The organism is Leekyejoonella antrihumi, from assembly GCF_007845645.1.
Classification (GTDB): domain Bacteria; phylum Actinomycetota; class Actinomycetes; order Actinomycetales; family Dermatophilaceae; genus Leekyejoonella; species Leekyejoonella antrihumi.
This window is the reverse complement of sequence record NZ_VCQV01000015.1, coordinates 26,429-42,817: the sequence shown is the minus strand read 5'-3', so window position 1 is coordinate 42,817 and position 16,389 is coordinate 26,429. Positions and strand designations below refer to the sequence as shown.

The 16,389-nt window shown below is 68.2% G+C and carries 11 protein-coding genes; 5 read left to right on the top strand and 6 right to left on the bottom strand.

The genetic code is table 11. From position 1 onward, the window contains the following. Positions 1-99 precede the first annotated feature (99 nt). The 3 genes from FGL98_RS11860 to FGL98_RS11850 all read right to left on the bottom strand — a co-directional run bounded on the left by FGL98_RS11860 (position 100) and on the right by FGL98_RS11850 (position 5,489). Positions 100-1,680: an HD domain-containing phosphohydrolase gene (locus tag FGL98_RS11860; protein WP_146316985.1), complete on the bottom strand. Its 1,581-nt coding sequence runs from the start codon at positions 1,678-1,680 to the stop codon at positions 100-102. 9 nt (positions 1,681-1,689) lie between these two features. Beyond that, a complete protein-coding gene (locus tag FGL98_RS11855; protein WP_146316984.1) occupies positions 1,690-2,625 on the bottom strand; it encodes a sulfite exporter TauE/SafE family protein in 936 nt (311 codons plus the stop codon). Between the two features lie 113 nt (positions 2,626-2,738). Further along, entirely contained in the window at positions 2,739-5,489 is a 2,751-nt protein-coding gene (locus FGL98_RS11850) for a UPF0182 family protein (protein WP_222432143.1), read from the bottom strand. Between the two features lie 316 nt (positions 5,490-5,805). Between FGL98_RS11850 and FGL98_RS11845 the strand changes: the two genes are divergently transcribed. From FGL98_RS11845 to FGL98_RS11835, 3 genes are all read left to right on the top strand, one after another. Further along, positions 5,806-6,717, top strand: coding sequence for an ABC transporter permease (locus FGL98_RS11845; RefSeq protein ID WP_222432142.1), 912 nt, complete (start codon positions 5,806-5,808; stop codon positions 6,715-6,717). Next, positions 6,710-7,558, top strand: coding sequence for an ABC transporter ATP-binding protein (locus FGL98_RS11840; RefSeq protein WP_222432141.1), 849 nt, complete (start codon positions 6,710-6,712; stop codon positions 7,556-7,558). Before FGL98_RS11845 ends, FGL98_RS11840 begins: the two co-directional genes overlap by 8 nt. Positions 7,559-7,715: 157 nt before the next feature. Next, positions 7,716-9,872: a hypothetical protein gene (locus FGL98_RS11835; RefSeq protein WP_146316981.1), complete on the top strand. Its 2,157-nt coding sequence runs from the start codon at positions 7,716-7,718 to the stop codon at positions 9,870-9,872. A 705-nt stretch (positions 9,873-10,577) separates the two neighbouring features. Here FGL98_RS11835 and FGL98_RS11830 read toward each other — a convergent pair. Further along, positions 10,578-12,074, bottom strand: a complete 1,497-nt coding sequence (locus FGL98_RS11830; RefSeq protein WP_146316980.1) for a hypothetical protein — start codon at positions 12,072-12,074, stop codon at positions 10,578-10,580. A gap of 422 nt (positions 12,075-12,496) precedes the next feature. After that, entirely contained in the window at positions 12,497-14,029 is a 1,533-nt protein-coding gene (locus FGL98_RS11825) for a hypothetical protein (protein ID WP_222432140.1), read from the bottom strand. A gap of 277 nt (positions 14,030-14,306) precedes the next feature. Between FGL98_RS11825 and FGL98_RS25430 the strand changes: the two genes are divergently transcribed. Together FGL98_RS25430 and FGL98_RS11820 are read left to right on the top strand one after the other, a co-directional pair. Beyond that, the gene (locus FGL98_RS25430; protein ID WP_186526123.1) at positions 14,307-14,999 is read left to right on the top strand and encodes a low molecular weight phosphatase family protein; all 693 of its coding nucleotides are present in this window, start codon (positions 14,307-14,309) and stop codon (positions 14,997-14,999) included. After that, entirely contained in the window at positions 14,992-15,612 is a 621-nt protein-coding gene (locus tag FGL98_RS11820; RefSeq protein WP_186526122.1) for an arsenate reductase/protein-tyrosine-phosphatase family protein, read from the top strand. The genes FGL98_RS25430 and FGL98_RS11820 overlap by 8 nt, the downstream gene beginning before the upstream one ends. Before the next feature lie 9 nt (positions 15,613-15,621). Here FGL98_RS11820 and FGL98_RS11815 read toward each other — a convergent pair whose 3' ends face one another. Further along, the gene (locus FGL98_RS11815; RefSeq protein ID WP_246136512.1) at positions 15,622-16,377 is read right to left on the bottom strand and encodes a 3'(2'),5'-bisphosphate nucleotidase CysQ; all 756 of its coding nucleotides are present in this window, start codon (positions 16,375-16,377) and stop codon (positions 15,622-15,624) included. Positions 16,378-16,389 lie beyond the last annotated feature (12 nt).

Sequence of the window (16,389 nt, the reverse complement as noted above, 5' to 3'; positions counted from 1 at the left end):
GGGCCACGTGCTCGACGCTAGGCGGGGCCTTGCCGCGGGACATGGGGTGACCACCCCATCTTTTCGGCCCATCCTCCGGCGGCCGATTGTGAAACCCCGTCAGATCGAGTCGGCCGTCACGGCATTCATCAGTGCGTGCCTGGACGCGAAAAGGCTGGCCAGCGCGCGGTTGGAGACGCCGATCTTGGTGTAGATGTGTTCGACGTGGTTACCCACGGTCTTGCGGGAGATCACCAGCTCGTCGGCGATCTGCCGGTTTGAGAGCCCACGCGCCACCAGCTGGAGCACCTGCACCTCGCGAGCCGTGAGTCCCGCCGGCCACTGCGTGCGCACGCTGACCCGGTGACCGGCAGCACGCAGCACCGCGTCCACGGCGCCACCGTCGAGCCGACCGCCGCGGACCTCGGCTCGCAGTCTCGTGGCAACCTGCTCAACGGTTCCCGCGGGGCGGTGCGGCCGCGGCTCCAGCCACGCGCGATAGGTGTCGGCGGCGGCCAGGATCCGACCCGCCGGGTCCAGCGCGTCTCCGGCCAGCCCGCGCGGATAGCCGGACCCGTCGAGCCGCTCATGATGCTGGACCGCGATAGCCCCCAGCGGTGCGAGCGCGCCGGAGAAGGCCAGCATCCGTTCGGACAGGTAGGGGTGCATCCGCACCCGCTCGGTCTCCACCTCGGTGAGCGCACCCGGCTTGTCCCAGATCGTGTTGGGGACGCCGAGCCGCCCGAGGTCATGGACCAGGCCGGCCCGTCGGACAGTGTGTGCCTCCGCTTCTGAGAGCCCATGATGACGGGCCGCCGCCGCAGCGAGATCCGCGACCGCGCGGGAGTGGCCAACAGTGAAGGGGGACTTGAGATCGACGAAGTCCGCGACCGCCTCCAAAGCGGCCACGAGCTCGGCGTCGGAGAGCCGGATCCCAGAACCGGGCTCCGCCGCGAGGACCGCGTCCCAACTCGTCGGCGTCGCCAGGTCGGCGAACAGTTGCCGGGCCTCCCGGCAGAACAGGTCCACCAGCTGCGGCGCGAACTGGGTGCCGCTGCGCCGCCGGGCCACCCCGACGGCGGCGTCGATACCACCGGCTCGATGAAATACCTCCACGACATCGGCCAGGCTCACCAGTTGCGAGGTCGTCAGGACGTCGGCGCCCTTGGCCCCCGTGGGCACCCCTGCACCGTCCCAGCGTTCAAAGGTCTGCCCGACGCTGCGACGCACCGCAGCATCCAGGCCCAACCGCTCGGCCAGGTCGTCGGCGGCGCGCCAGTGGTTGCTGATCATGTCCCGGGCGGCTTGGATTCCGCCCCCGCGGACGAAGTCGACGCCCACGCCAACTCGTTCAAACGCCGACTTCCCCGTCCCGAGGTGGCGCACGATGAACATCCTCTGGGCTGTCGGACCGGAGAAGTCCACCCGCCGGAAATCGGCCTTCAGCGCACGGTCGTCGCCGAACCACTTGGCCTGTTCGTAGGCGTCAACGTGACAACCGACCCAGGCGAGCAGGGAGGTGTAGAAGACGACCAGCCGCTCGGGCTCCTCGAGCCCGGCACGCTCTGCGAGGCGTAGCGCTATGAGGCACTGCCGCAACACATGTTCCATCGGCTGGCCCATCCCCAGATCGACACCCAGGGACATAACACCCAACAACTCGGCCAGCCGGACACCACCCGCAACGGTCTCGCGAGCCATCTTGGCAGGCTACGCCCAGAACCGCCTACCGGGTATCCCCCGCACGGCCTGCGCCTCGTCGAGATCAGGCTGTGGGGCGTGCGGCGCCGGCCGCAACCTCGCCAGCTCTGACCCGGCGGCGACGGCGATCAGCACGCCGGCGGCGGCGGCGATCCAGGTCGGCGAGGCGCCCAGGGTCGCCAGGCCGGTGAGACTCAGCAGCACCACGATCCCCCGCCTGGTGACGCCCCGCGGTATGCGGGGTGCCAGCCGAGCGCCGAGGAACGTGCCGGGGGAGCCGCCGATCACCAGGGGGACCAGCACCCACCAGTTGACGCCGGTCGTGACCAGGTGTCCGATGGCAGCAGCGACGACCAAGGGGGTGGCCTGCAGCAGGTCGGTGCCGACGAGGCGCAGCGGACCGAGCGTGGGATACAGCAGCAGCAGGCACACCATGATCAGCGACCCGGAGCCGACGCTGGTGATGCCGACGAGCAACCCGCCGACGGCGCCGACGGCCAGCGTCGGCAGCGGGCGAACGGCCGGATCCCCGCCGTGGTCCGACGGCCGGCGGCGCGCCTCGACATACAGCCGGATCGTGTAGGTCGCCGCGGTCACCAGGAGCGTGGCGCCGATCGCGAGCGTGAGCAGGTGGCCCTGACCGGGCCCGATCCAGTGGTCGATCCAGGATCCCGTGACGGCCATCGGGACCGACCCGAGCACCAGCCAGCCCACCAGGGCTCGGTGTGGTGTGCCGTGTCGCAGGTGGGTCGCGGCGCCCACGCTCTTGTTGAGTCCGGCGGCGACCAGGTCGTTCGCGATCGCCGCCGCGGGGGGTATGCCGAGCAGGATCAGGGCCGGCGTCATCAGCGCACCGCCGCCCATGCCGGTCAGGCCGATCACGATGCCGATGCCGAACGACACCAGCAGCAGCTGCACGGTGTTGTGCGCGAGCAGAGCGGTCACTGTGGGCCGTTGCCGAAGGTGACGGTGCGGAGCGATAGGAGCACGAAAGCAACCTACACAAAGTTATGGGTAGAGTTAGCTAACCTTATGTATTTTGAGACGCACTCGATGGGTCAGTTCTGGCCGGCGGAGTTGAATGCCGACTTCAGCGCAGCGGTGACGTTGTTGTCGAAAGATGGTGCACCGTTGCCATAGAGAGCAATGACGTGACGCAGGATCGGGAACGACTGGCTGCTGGTGGACTGCGTGTAGACCGGTTCCACGTAGAGGATGCGACCGGCGACGGGGATCGACACAAGATCACCCAGCACGACCTTCGACTGACCACCGCGTTGGAGGGTCAGCGCCTCGGTGATCGTGGTGTCCGACTCGATGTCGTTCTGCACCTGCGACGGAGACTCGCCGCCCGACTCCGACGGGAAGTCGAGCACCGTGAACTTCCCGTAGTTCGGGCCGGGTTGGGCGTCGACCGACACGAAGGCGGCGAGGTCACGGCCGTTATACGTGACCATGGGACTCGACAACGCGTAGTGCTCACTGCCATATCCGTTGGCCGACATCGAGATGTAGTCCGAGGGCTGGGACGGAGCGGGCACGTTGGTGGTGGTGTTGGTCTTCGCGTTGATCTTCTTGGCGGCGGCGACCGTCGGGTCCGAGGGAACCTTCCAGAAGTCGTTGGCGCTGTAGAAGTTCGCCGGCCCGGTGACGTGGTACTGCGCCAGCAGGGTGCGCTGCGTGTTGAACAGGTCCGTGGGGTAGCGCATCTGCGACAGCAGTGCCGACGGGATGCTCGACTGCGGCTTGATCAGCTTGGGGAAGACCGACTCCCACGCCGTCAGCAGTGGGTCGGGCTGTGCCTTCTGGTTCCACGCGTACATCGTGACCTTGCCCGTGTATGCATCCACGACCGCCTTGACCGAGTTGTGCATGTAGTTCACGCCGGTGCTGGACTGGGCCACCGATGCACCGTTGGCGGTCAGCGTGGTGCTGGTGGCGCCGTGCAGGTTGACCATCTGCGAGTCGGGGTAGCGGTTTGAGGTGGTGTAGCCGTCGACGATCCACTTGATCTGCCCGTTGACGATCGCGGGATACACGTCACCATCGAGGGTCAGCCACGGAGCGATCTTGGCGACCCGTGCCCGCGGATCGCGCACCATGAGCAACTGGGAGGCGCTGTTGAGCTCCGAGCTGAACAGGATGCTCGAGCTGTTCAGCCGGACCGCGTAGAGGAACCGGCGCAGCGTCGAACCGATCGGAATGCCCCCGTTGCCCGTATAGGTCGTGTGGGCCGAGCTCGCCGAGCCCTTGGCGCCCGGGTGGTCGAACTCGAGGTTCTGGTGGCTGCTCGCCGGCTGCCCGGCGATGGCATACGACCCTGCCGCGAAGGACTGGCCGAAGTACACCTGCGGGCGGGTGACGGGAATCTCCTGGCTGGGCGGCATACCGCCGTTGAGGAAGACCGGGCTCTCGGTCGCCGCGTCCATCTCGGTGGTCGGCGCCGCAACGACCCCGTAGCCGTGGGTGTACACCAGGTGGTCGTTGACCCAGGTCTGGTCGGGGACACCCGAGATGTTCAGCCCACGCACGGCCAGGGCGACGTCCTGGCCCTTTCTCGCGGCCACATCGTAATGGCTGATGTCGAGCGTCGACTTGAAGCCGTAGTACGGCTGAATCTGCTGCTTGACGGTGAACGTCGGCGACATCTGGTTCGGATCGAGCACCGGGATCTGGGCCGTCTTCATGGCGAGCTTCACGAGTGCGTTGCCCTGGATCGTCTTCGACGGGTTGTACGGGATGGTCTTGACGTCCCCGTCGAGGCCGAACGCCGCCAGGGTGGCCTTCTGGTTATTGGCAATCTCCGGCAGGTCGACCTGCGCCGCGCTCGGCTGCTCGCGCAGCCGGTAGACCAGTGACGGCCAGGCGGTCCCGACCACGAGGGCGGCGGCCACGAGCACGCCTATGGAGGTCACGAGCATCCGGGTACGGCGTACGACGAAAACGTTGGCCAGCAGGGCCAGCGCGCACAAGGCCCCGACGACCACCATCGTGTCCTTGCTAGGCAGGGCTGCATGAACGGCCGTGTAGCCCATACCGGTGACCGGCCCCTGACCGGAGGTGGTCAGCCCATACCGTGCCAACCAGTAACCTACGGCCTTCAGGGCGATGTATCCGGCCAACAGCAGCGACAGCAGGATGACGCTGCTGCGAGTGACCTTCTGGCGGCCGCCGCGGATTCGCCATCCGCCGTACCAGTAGCCGCCGACGACGGCGATCCACAGGCCGTACTGGATCGCGTGTGACAGCAGCGACACGACCATGAGGTGGAAGGGATAGACCTCCACGAAGAAGGAGATGTCCTTGTGGAACTGCGGATCGGTGCCGTGCCAGGGGGCGGAGTGGCTCCACAGCAGATAGGTCTGCCAGTAGCCCTGCGCCCGCTCGCCGGCCAGCACACCCGGGACGACCACGGCCAGCAGCATGATGAGCCGCCAGACCTGGTGCTCGTGCCGCCGGAACGCGGCGCGGAACACGTCGTCCTCCTCGTGGATCGACAGTCGCGGTACGGCTCGGCGCACGGCCAGGAAGGTCAGGCCGCCGATGATGGCGGCGATGACCCCGAATACGGAGAACAACAAGACCTTCGCCCACAGCACCGTCGTATACACGGACCCGTCGTTCACCGAGTCGAACCACAGGTCCGTCGTGATGATGCGCACCGCGACCTCGAACAGCAGCCAGGCCACGACGAGCACCGCGATGGCGATTGCCAGCCGGACGCCCCAACGCCGTGCGGCCCCAGGCACAGTCCCAGAACGATGCTGCGACTCACCTTTTCGTGACGACGGCAGACGCAGGAGACTCACGTCAGGACACCTCGGCAGACTCTTGCGGCAGGGTGCGCCGGTCGTGCCATGGGATCCTCCTATGTGGGCCCGCAAGCCCGGGACGATCCCGAGGGCAGCTGCATCAAAAGCGTGTGCCCAGGATCTGTGATCTCGGGCATCGCCAGGCTCCAGACATGCTAGTGGTGTGACTCGGGAGGAACCTGAAGAAACGACCTGCTCTGCTGTGATCTTGGTCATGTGTCGAAGAGCGACGCCAGCAGGCGCGCCAGGACGGTGCTTGGTACGCACAGCGCGTGTCACCGGGTGGTGATCCCCATGCCGTATCGTTCCCCTCGTGACACAGCTGGGTGAGGCGCGGCAGAACCGGCCGGGTGGTGATCCGCTATCCCGGGCGGAGGTGCAGCAACTGGTCTCACGCTACGGCCTCAAGCGGGCAGGGGCTCGAGAGTCCCTGAGCACCTACACCAGCGAACTATGGAACAGGCGCCACTTCGTCGTCGAATTCGCCCGGGCGACCAACGCGTCCGGATACTCACGCAGCTTCCTCGGCCAGTCCTGGCAGGTGTTGACCCCGCTGCTGAACGCGGGCGTCTATTACCTGCTCTTCGGGCTGCTGTTGAAGGCCTCGCGTGGTGTGCCGAACTACATCAGCTATCTGGTGATCGGCATGTTCGTCTTTCAGTTCATCCAGGGCACGTTGGACGGTGGGGCACGCTCGCTCCAGTCGAACCTGTCCCTGGCTCGCACGCTGCGCTTCCCGCGCGCGGTATTTCCCATCTCGGCGACAGCCATTGCGCTGCAGCAGATGCTGATGTCGCTGGTCGTGCTCGTGCCGATCGTGGTGCTCACCGGCGAGCCCATTCGATTGCAATGGCTCGAGGTGATCCCGGCTCTGGTCTTGCAGTCGCTCTTCTGTGTCGGGCTGGCCTTCCTTTTCGCGCGGATCGGCGCGAAGGTGCCCGATGTCTCGCAGATGCTCCCGTTCGTGATGCGGGTGTGGCTCTACGCGTCCGGGGTCATGTACAGCATCACCCAGGTCACCGCGCACATGAACCCGCTGGTCGGCAAGATCTTGGGGGTCAACCCGGCCGCCGAGTTCATGGACCTGTACCGCGGCGCGCTGCTCGCTTCCGGTCCGAGCTCGACGCTGGGCGAGTGGTTTTCCGCGTTCGCGTGGACCGTGGTCGTTCTCGTCGGTGGTTACGTGTTCTTCTGGAAGGCCGAGGAGGAATACGGCCGTGACTGAACAGCGCGAAGACCGGGTTCCGACCGTGATCGCGGACAACGTCCACCTCACCTATAAGATCTCCGGCCGGTATGCCAAGCGTGGTGGCGCCGCCGCGCTGGCTCGCACGGTCATGCGCCAATCGACTCCAGGGATGCGGGAGGTGCGCGCGGTGCGCGGCGTCAGCTTCACCGCGTGGCGCGGTGAGGCGATCGGCCTCATCGGCCCCAACGGGTCCGGCAAGTCCACCCTGCTGCGCGGGGTCGCCGGACTGCTCACCCCCTCGGAAGGTGCGATCTACACCCTGGGCGAGCCGGCTCTGCTCGGCGTGAATGCAGCGCTCATCTCGACCATGAGCGGTGAGCGCAACATCACCCTCGGCTGCCTGGCCATGGGGATGACCCCGGATGACGTCGCCGAGCGCTATGACGGGATCTGCGAGTTCTCCGGGATCGGTGAGTTCGTCTCGCTGCCGATGAACGCCTACTCCAGCGGGATGGGCGCGCGGCTGCGCTTCGCGATCGCGTCGAGCAAGTCGCACGACATCCTGCTGATCGACGAGGCGTTGGCCACCGGCGACGCGGAGTTCCGCGCCCGGAGCGAGGAGCGTATCCAGCAGCTGCGTAAGGAGGCCGGCACGGTCTTCCTGGTCAGTCACAGCCTCGGTGTGGTGCGCGCGACCTGTGACCGCGCGATCTGGCTCGAGAAGGGCGAGATCGTGATGGACGGCGCCACTGAAGAGGTCCTTGATGCCTACGAGGAGCGGCACGATCCGAAGAGTGCCGCCCGTCACCGCGAGCAGCGTCGACTCGCCGGGGAGGCCTCGGCAAAGAGCCCGACCCAGGTGAGCGCTACCGGGTAGAGACCCGCGCCGGCTGGAGCAGTCCAAGGATCCAAGGCTGCGGAGGTCGTCGGAGTCGGGGAAGGTGTTCCGGGTGCCTGTTGCGGCGTCGATGCTCCGATTGCCGGTGGGCAGAGTCATGGCCGGGCGACCGCGTTGACGCATGTAGCCTTGGGTGGTGACTCGACGATGGCTGGCACTTGTCGCGCTCGCCGTCGCAGGCTATCTGGGCATGTCCTACACCGTGGCGTGGCTGACGGCTCGCCCACCCGTGCAGGCTCTTAGTCAGCCCGGCCCTCTCATTCTGGTCGGTGTGCCGTCGCTGGCCTGGGAGCACGACACCGCGACGGCCGACCCGGTGCTATGGAGTCTCGCGCGTCGTGGCGCAGTCGGCGCCATGGCTACCAGGTCTCTATCGGCGCACAGCTGCTCGCTCCAGTCGTGGCTGACCCTGTCTGCAAGTGCCCGCACGACGATCGGTCGCACGGTGCCGGCGACCCACGGCGAGCGGACCACGGAGTGCCCGCAGCCCGTCACGCCCCAGGTGAGTGCCGGTGACATGTTCTTTCCGGACTGGGCGACGTGGCGCACAAGTGCCCTGGCCCGGCCGTTGTCCGCCGACATCGGCCGCCTTGGCAGCTCGATGACCAAGATCGGGCAGTGCATCAGCGCCCACGGTGAGCTTGCCGGGCTGGGCGCGGCCAATCGTGTCGGCCTGATCGCGCACTACTCGCCGTCGACGACGAACCCCGACCTGCATACCTGCCCGGTGACCTTCATCTCACTACCCGCCTACAGCGACACCTACATCGCCCACCTGATGAAACGGCTGCCGCCGAAGTCGACCCTCGTGGTGGCGGGGATGGCCGACGACACTGCTCCCGAGAGCCTGCACGCCGTGGTGATCGCCGGACCCGGGGTGCCGCACGGGCAGCTCACCTCGGAGGCGACACGGCAGCCGGGGGTGCTGCAGCTGACCGACCTGTCAGCGCTCGTGCTTGCGCGGATGGGAGCGGCGGCACCACACCTGACGGAGGGCAGCGTCCCCGTGGTGCAGAGCACGTCCAGCCCGACGGCGTCGGTGGTCGCGGCGTCCGAGTTGACCGAGGTGCTCACGGTCGAGCACGCCTTCGTGGCACCGTTCTTCATCAGCTATTTGGGCGTTGTCGTCGTCGCGCTGCTGCTCTGCTCACTGTGGTGGTGGCGGCAGCGCCGCCGCGGCCGTCCGGCCGGCATCCTGGTGCGCGCGGCATACGCCATCGTCGGGGGGATGGCCGCAGCGATGCCGGTCTCGACGTTCCTGGTAGGGCTGGTGCCGTGGTGGCGTGCGGGCGATCCGAGGCTGGCACTCGCCGGTTTCATCGTCGCGTTCGCAGCGGTGCTTACTGCCGCTGCGCTGCTCGGCCCGTGGCGGCGCTGGAAGCGCGGCCCCATGCTCTTCCTCGCCGGTGCGACGCTGGTAACGATCACGCTCGACATCATCTATGGCTCCCGGCTGCAGTTCACCTCCATGATCGGGCTGCAGCCGGTCTATGGCGGCCGGTTCTATGGCAACGGCAACATGGGATACGCCATCATGGCGACGACGGGGATACTCATCGCCGCCACCCTCGCCGGCAAGCTGATCGAAGGTCGGCATCGCCGGCTGGCGACGCTCACCGTGTTGCTCGTCGGGAGCTTTGTCGTGCTGGTCGACGGATTCCCGTCCTGGGGCGCCGACGGTGGAGGTCCGACGGCGCTCATCCCGACCTTCGGCTATCTGGCGCTCAACGCCGCCGGTGTGCGCCTGACCTGGCTGCGGATCGCAGTGATCGGGTCCTGTACGGCGCTCATCGTCAGCGGGCTCGCGGTGCTCGATTACCTGCGGGCGCCGAAATACCGCACCCATCTGGGTGACTTCGTCTCGCAGGTGCGCAACCACGGCAACTTCAGTGGAGTCGACCGGATCTGGCAGGCGAACTGGCACATGCTCACCTCCAGCTTCGGCACCATGCTCGTGCCGTTCATGCTGCTCTACGCGATCCTCGCGCTGGTGCGACCCGACTGGCCGATCGCCCGCCCTATCCGGCCCCTGCTGGAGAAGGTCACCTTCCTCGGCCACGGGCTTGCGGCGACAGTGGTGTGCTGGCTGATCGGGTTCCTCAGCAACGACTCGGGCACGGCGATCCCGCCCGGCGGCATGATGATCGCCGCTCCGCTGCTGATCGTGCTCTCCGCCTGCCTGTCCTGGTCCCGGCCGCCGAAACCGAAGCCGGCACGGTCCGCACCTGTTGAGTGGAAGCCTCGGCGAACGTTGTCCCGACAGCATCCGCACGACCCGACCATGGACATCTGACCCCACCACCCGGCTGGCCCCGCCGGGGGAGCGCGAAGCGCGAGCCCGTGTCGAAACCTCTGGTACCAAACGCGTGGATTCTCACGGGGTTTCGACGCGCCGGACTCACTTCGTTCGCCGTCGGCTCAACCACCCGTGGGGCCCGGTTCACATCTCCCCGGCTGGTTGAGCCGGGGGAGCGCGAAGCGCGAGCCCGTGTCGAAACCTCTGGCACCAAACGCGTGGATTCTCACGGGGTTTCGACGCGCCGGACTCACTTCGTTCGCCGTCGGCTCAACCACCCGTGGGGCCCGGGTCACACTTCCCCGGGTGGTTGAGCCGGGGGAGCGCGAAGCGCGAGCAAAACCCCCGGCTGGTTGAGCCGGGGGAGCGCGAAGCGCGAGCCACACCCCCCCGGCTGGTTGAGCCGGGGGAGCGCGAAGCGCGAGCCCGTGTCGAAACCTCTGGCACCAGACGCGCGGACTCTCACGGGGTTTCGACGCGCCGGACTCACTTCGTTCGCCGTCGGCTCAACCACCCGTGGGGATGGTCCCCCACCGGACTCACTTCGTTCGCCGGCGGCTCAACCACCCGTGGGGATGGTCCACCACCGGACTCACTTCGTTCGCCGGCGGCTCAACCACCCGTGGGGATGGTCCACCACCGGACTCACTTCGTTCGCCGTCGGCGGGCCACCGACGATAGGCCCGGTCCCATCCCCGCGGGTCAGGCCGTGGCCGGTGCGTCCTCGACCCGGGTGCCGTGAGCCATCCACCACCGCGCACTCTGCCGGACCTGGGCGCTGACACAGTCGGCATCGGTGGCCGCGGCTAGGTCGGGGTGGCCCGACATCCCGGCGGCGAAGACGGCGCTGGTCTGGGTGAGGGGATCGCGCAGATGCGGCCGGAGGCTGAACCAGGGCGGGATCTCGGCCCCGTGGGCCAGCGCCTGCAGCGCGCTGGGGCGCACCAGCGGTGAGGAGCCGGAGAGCAGGTCGAGCAGACCGCGTTGCTGAGCCGAGCCCGCCAGATAGGGCAGCGTCATTGCGGCGGTGCTCCTGGTGACCGGGTCGTCGCTGGTCGCGATCAGGCCGGTGGCCCGGTCGGCGAGCGCCGACCGGTAGGGGCTGGCTCCCAGCAGCTGAAGTGCATGGTGCCGGCGCTCGGGGAAGTGTCCGACCAGCGCCGCGTGCAGCAGCTGGGCGAGCACCGGGTCCTTGGGGTCGAGGTCGTGTCGGGCCTCAGTCAGCCTGGCATACAGCTCGGGGCTGGGCTGTTGCCGATGGTGTAGTGGGCGAGGGTCATGACCCAGCAGGCTGGTTGCCTGCCGAACCAGGCCGGGGGACAGACGGGAGGCCAGCACGACGGCCGTCGCCGCCCGTTGCGGGTCGTGGCGGCATACGCCCAGGACGCCCTCGCCTATCCGGGCACGCTGGCTCGCTGTCAGTCGATCTTGCGAGATCGGGGTCAGCAAGGCGTGGGCTGCGGCACGGCGGGCGTGGGCGCAGGGCTCCTCAAGGGTGGTGATCAGCCGGTCGATCAGCCGCGGGTCGGCGGAGGTGCCGATCACACCGAGCGCGGTGGCCATACCTGCCGCGCCGGGCGTCGCGACGAGATCGAACACGACGTCGACCACCGCGTCCTTGGTCTGTGGGTTGCGCACCAGGCGGCAGAGCGCCTGGATGCGGGTTGTGCGGGCGGACCTCGCGGCGCGGACCGTCTCGGCCAGCAGCTGCCTGACCCAGGTGCGGGCCAGTCTGGGTGGCAGCATCACCGGGTGCGGCCCGTCGGCCAGCGTGGTCAGGGTCAGCCAGTCCGCTCCCGTCGCCGTCGCTCCCTCGATCCGGGCGTCGACCAGCGCGAGCCGGTCGACCACTTCGCTGCGAGTGAGGTCAGGGGGACTCGCCAGCTGACCGGCGAGAGCAAATCTCGCACCTTCACATACGCTGGTCAGCTGTCCAGGCGGCAGGCCGAGCACGCGCTCGTAGGCGGTGATCATCGCCTCCGGGGCGGAGTCCTGACCGGCCTCGCACCGGCCCACGAACGACGCGTCAGCGGGATATCCGGCGGCGGCCAACTGCGCACCGAACGCGACGTCGGAGACTCCAGGCCGTGCAGCGAGACGGTGCGTGCGCAGCAGCCAGCCCACCCAGGCATCGACGTCGATGCGCCGCGCGACCATCGGGGTGAGGCTCTGGGGCCGGAACCCGTGGCCATCACTCACGCGACTGGTGTCCCTTCACTGCGTCCTCGGCATGCATAACAAGCGACCCGGCCGGTGCAGCATCCACGGACGCGCAGGTGCAGGGTCTCTGTCCAGGGTAGTGGCCCGTGAGCCGTACGTGCGAGTAAGGCGCGCCCGATTCTGGGCTGACGGGCCATCGCACGACAACATTGCGCGCGACCGGGACGGGCCAGCGGTACGCCTTCGACGAGGCGGACGGATGTCCGAAGTCAGTCTGCCGGCTGCGCCTTCGCGAGGGCTTCCCATGCAGGCGTGACCTCGACCGTTCCACGGCCATGCTTGGCCTGGTCCAGGAGGATTCGGGCGGCACGGACTTGGGCTCGAGTGGGCTTCGTCCGCAAGAACTTGTCGCCGCGCGACGGCGTCGTCGCCGCGCCATTCACGTCTCCGCCTCCTGTGGGCTACGCCGGCGCGTCATCCACGCGGGTGCCGTGGGCCATCCACCACTTGGCGCTCTGCTGGACGTCGCCCCGCACGAAGCGAGATCCAACGGCGGAGGCGAGGTCGGGATGTCCGGACATTCCCGCCGCGTAGATGGTGGCCGAGGCGAGCGAGGGATGGATCAGGTGCTCATGCAGGTCGATGTCCGCCGGCACCCCCGAGCTGTGTGCGAGCGCCTGCAGGGCGAACGCCTGGACGCTGAGCTCGGGATCGTGCAGCAGGGCCGTCAGCGCCTGCTGGTGCTGCGGGCCGGCGAGGTAGGTGAGCATGTGACCGGCGGCCTTGCGAGCCGGGGGCTCCGCGGAGGCGAAGATGTCCAGGGCGGTCTCGGCGATCGGCTCGCGGTAGGGGCTGGCCCCGAGCAGCACGAGGGCATGATGCCCGCGACCATCGTGCTCATGGGCGAGGGCTTCCTGCAGCAGCCGCTCCAGCATCGGGTCTGTAGAGATGCCGGAGTAGTTCGCGGCCGCCGAGAGGTATTGCCCGATCCGTGGTGGCCGGCGCATGCGGGTGGGCAGCGCCGCGACTCGACCCTCGGCACCTGAGCGGCGCAACAGCGCCGTGGTCAGCTGAGACGAGATGTAGGGAGCCACGACCATTGCAGCCTCCCCGCCTTCGGTCGGGTCATCGTGGGCCACGGCGACCAGGTGGCGGGTGATGCGGTCGCGGTCGGCGGTGTCGAACTCACCCAGGTCGGCCCACTGCTGCAGGGCCAGCGCTGCGCCGGTCCGGGGCCCGCCGGTGGTGGTGCTGAAGATGCGAAGCACCTCATCGAGGGCGGATGCGCGCGGTGCGTCGCCGAGCGCGGCCACCGCGTCGATGGTGCCCTGGGCGCCGTCCTCGTGCGTCGCGACACGCACGGCCTGGATGATGGCTCGTCGCGGTTGTGGATCGTGCAGCAGTCGTGAGATGGCCTCGCACCGGGCGATGTATGCCGCGCCCACGGACCTCATCATCTCGGTCACCAGGCGATCGCTCCACTCCTCCTGCACCGAGGGGAAGAGCATCAGCCCATCTCGCATATCGACCAGGTTGCTGAAGGACAACCAGTCGCCCCCGGTCATCTGGTTGTCCTGAAACCGGCCCTCGAGTCGCTCCAACTCGGTCCAGGTCGCATCCCGTGTGGTGTGCGAGGTGTGCCGCAGGCCGATGGATCCGAAGGTTCGCCAGAGCGCATCGCTCGGGCCGAGCAGGTCGCCGGGGCGTTTGTGCAGGACACGCTCGTAGGTGGTGATGACCTCGGCCGACATCGCGCGTCGGCCGTTCTCGATGCTGCTCAATGTGTCGGAGCCGAGTGGGTGGCCGAGGGCGGTGGCCTGGGCGCAGAACTCCTTGACCTCGCCCAGCGGCGAGGCCATGCGCGTCATCCGCAGGAGCCAGAGGACACGCGGTTTCGGGTCGATCGCCGGCCCGTTGAGGTCGGTCAGGTCGCGCGGGATGTTGCTTGGCCGCCCGGTTTTGGCACTCCACCCCATCGCAACCCTGCCTGTCACCCGGTCGGTCCGATCCTTCCCGATCAGACGTCGTTCATGCAGGAGTGAGGGTAGCCGCGGGAGGCGCTGCCGTGGTCGAGACCGGGGCATCGAGTCCAGTTCGTGACCCAATACTCAGCGGGCGCACAGGCGAGCCCTGGGAGTGACCAACAGGCGAGCGTGACTTGACAAGACAGTGCGAGTTTCGTAGTGGCAGCGACGAATAGGAGTTTTCGTGTTTGCGACGGAGGTCGTCAAGTAGTCGACCGCGCGGCGTCACCTCGCGTAGTTTCGGGGCATGGTCAAATCAGGTGGTGGAGGGTTGCGGCCGGGGGGGATCCTGATCGTCCGGGAGGGGAATGTCGGTGCATCGCCGCGTCTCGCACGGTTGCTTGCGGCACAGCTCGGTGATACCGGGATCACGGTCCATGGTGCCGAGGTCGATGCTCTGGGCGGCAGCGCGATCGTCCGGCTCACGGCACGCCTCCTGCTCGGGCGGCGTCCCGGAGCAGAGCCAGGTGGCATGGGGCCGCGCCGGCTGACGGCGGAGATGGTGCAGCGTGCCGACCTGGTCCTGTGTGCCACACGTGAGGTGCGCACGACGGTGGTTCGCCTGGAGCCCCGGGGGCTGCGCTACACCTTCACCGTGCTCGACTTTGCCGATATCGCGGCGAGGTTGGCATCCGACCCGCTCCGTCAGGAGCCGGCCGACAGTCGGACCGGCGGGTCTGTGGTGCGGCTCCTGGTGGAGGCCGCGATCGAGCATCGTCACGACGTGCGTGCCCGTCTGCGCGACGAGCCGGACCTGATCGATCCAGGTGGGTTCCGCTCGCACGACTTTGCGTCCGTCGCCGATCGGCTCGATGCCGCGGCGATGCCTATCGGGCAGGCCCTGTGCACGATCGCCCGGGACCGCCCCATCGAGCTGGCGACACGATGCGGACAATCGGCAACCGCTCAGGCTTCTCTCATATCCTCGATGCATGACTGACAGCAATGACTTCCGGCCCGGGGCTGGACGGATCCTGGTGGTCTGCACCGGCAACGTCTGCCGCTCGCCCTACCTGGAACGTCGCTTGCGAAGCGAGCTGCGCGGCACCGGGATTGCGGTCACCAGCGCCGGCACCGGTGCGCTCGCCGGTCACGAGATGGAGCCGATGGCCGCCGAGCGGCTGAGCCTTGCGGGGGGAGACCCGGAGGGCTTCCGGGCCCGTCAGGTGACGGCTCAGATGGTCCGCAATGTCGACCTGGTGCTCTGTGCGACCCGGGAGCACCGCACGACGATCGTGCGGCTGGAGCCGAAGGCATTGCGCCGCACCTTTGCGGTGCTCGACTTCTCCGATCTCGCGGAGCACATTCCGCCAGGCCCGCCCGAGCCGTCATTTCTGGACGAGCCGGACGCGAACTTCGTCCAGCGGGTCGTGTCGGCCGGCACCCTGCATCGGGACGAGGTCCATGCACGCATCGACGGGGACGCCGACGTCATCGACCCCTTCCAGCGCGGGGAGCGCGAGTTCGACAAGATGGCGGAGCAGCTCGAGTCGGCCATCGTGCCGATCGTGCGCGTGCTGCGGACGATCCTGACGCTCGAGTCTGCGGACTGACGCGGGTTCCTACAGCTTATCCAGACCCTCGCGAATAGCAGCGAGCACCGGTGGGCGACAGATGATCAGATCCGGCAGCCACGGGTTGGGCTGGTTGTAGACCAGCGGTGAACCGTCGAGCCGGCTCGTGTGCAGCCCGGCGGCCCGGGCGACCGCAACGGGGGCGGCCGAGTCCCACTCGTACTGTCCGCCGGCGTGCACGTAGGCGTCGCTCTCACCGGTCACGACGGACATCGCCTTGACTCCGGCCGAGCCCATCGGGACCAGCTCCGCGTGCAAGATCTCCGCGAGTCGCGAGACGAACTCCGGCGGCCGGGAGCGCGACACCGCCAGCCGGATGCGGCCGGCGTCCACCGAGTCGCCGGCCAGAGGGTTGTCGGTGGAATGCACGACTCCGGCAGCCGGCCGGGACACGGCGCCGGCGACCAGGTCGCCCTTCTCCCAGAGCGCGACATGCACCGCCCAGTCGGTGCGGCCGGGCTCGGAGTATTCCCGGGTGCCATCCACCGGGTCGACGATCCAGACCCGCTCCGCGACGAGGCGGGCCCGGTCGTCCGCGCCCTCCTCGGAGAGCACTACGTCGCCCGGACGGTGCCTGGCCAGTGCGTGCATGAGGAACTCATGCGAGGTGCGGTCGCCCGCATCCTTCAGTTCCTTGCCGACGAGTCCCTGGCCCCGAAGCTCCATCAGCACCTTGCCGGCCTCCACGGCCAGGTCGGCGGCAAGCTGTGCGTCGGAGAGCTTGGTGGTGTCGTCGGTAGTCACATCGGCATCCTA

What these genes read in the sequence shown, in the direction of transcription:
- FGL98_RS25430 (WP_186526123.1), top strand. Translation starts at nt 14,307, where the DNA reads ATGGTCAAATCAGGTGGTGGAGGGTTGCGGCCGGGGGGGATCCTGATC.
- FGL98_RS11820 (WP_186526122.1), top strand. Translation starts at nt 14,992, where the DNA reads ATGACTGACAGCAATGACTTCCGGCCCGGGGCTGGACGGATCCTGGTG.
- FGL98_RS11860 (WP_146316985.1), bottom strand. Translation starts at nt 1,680, where the DNA reads ATGGCTCGCGAGACCGTTGCGGGTGGTGTCCGGCTGGCCGAGTTGTTG.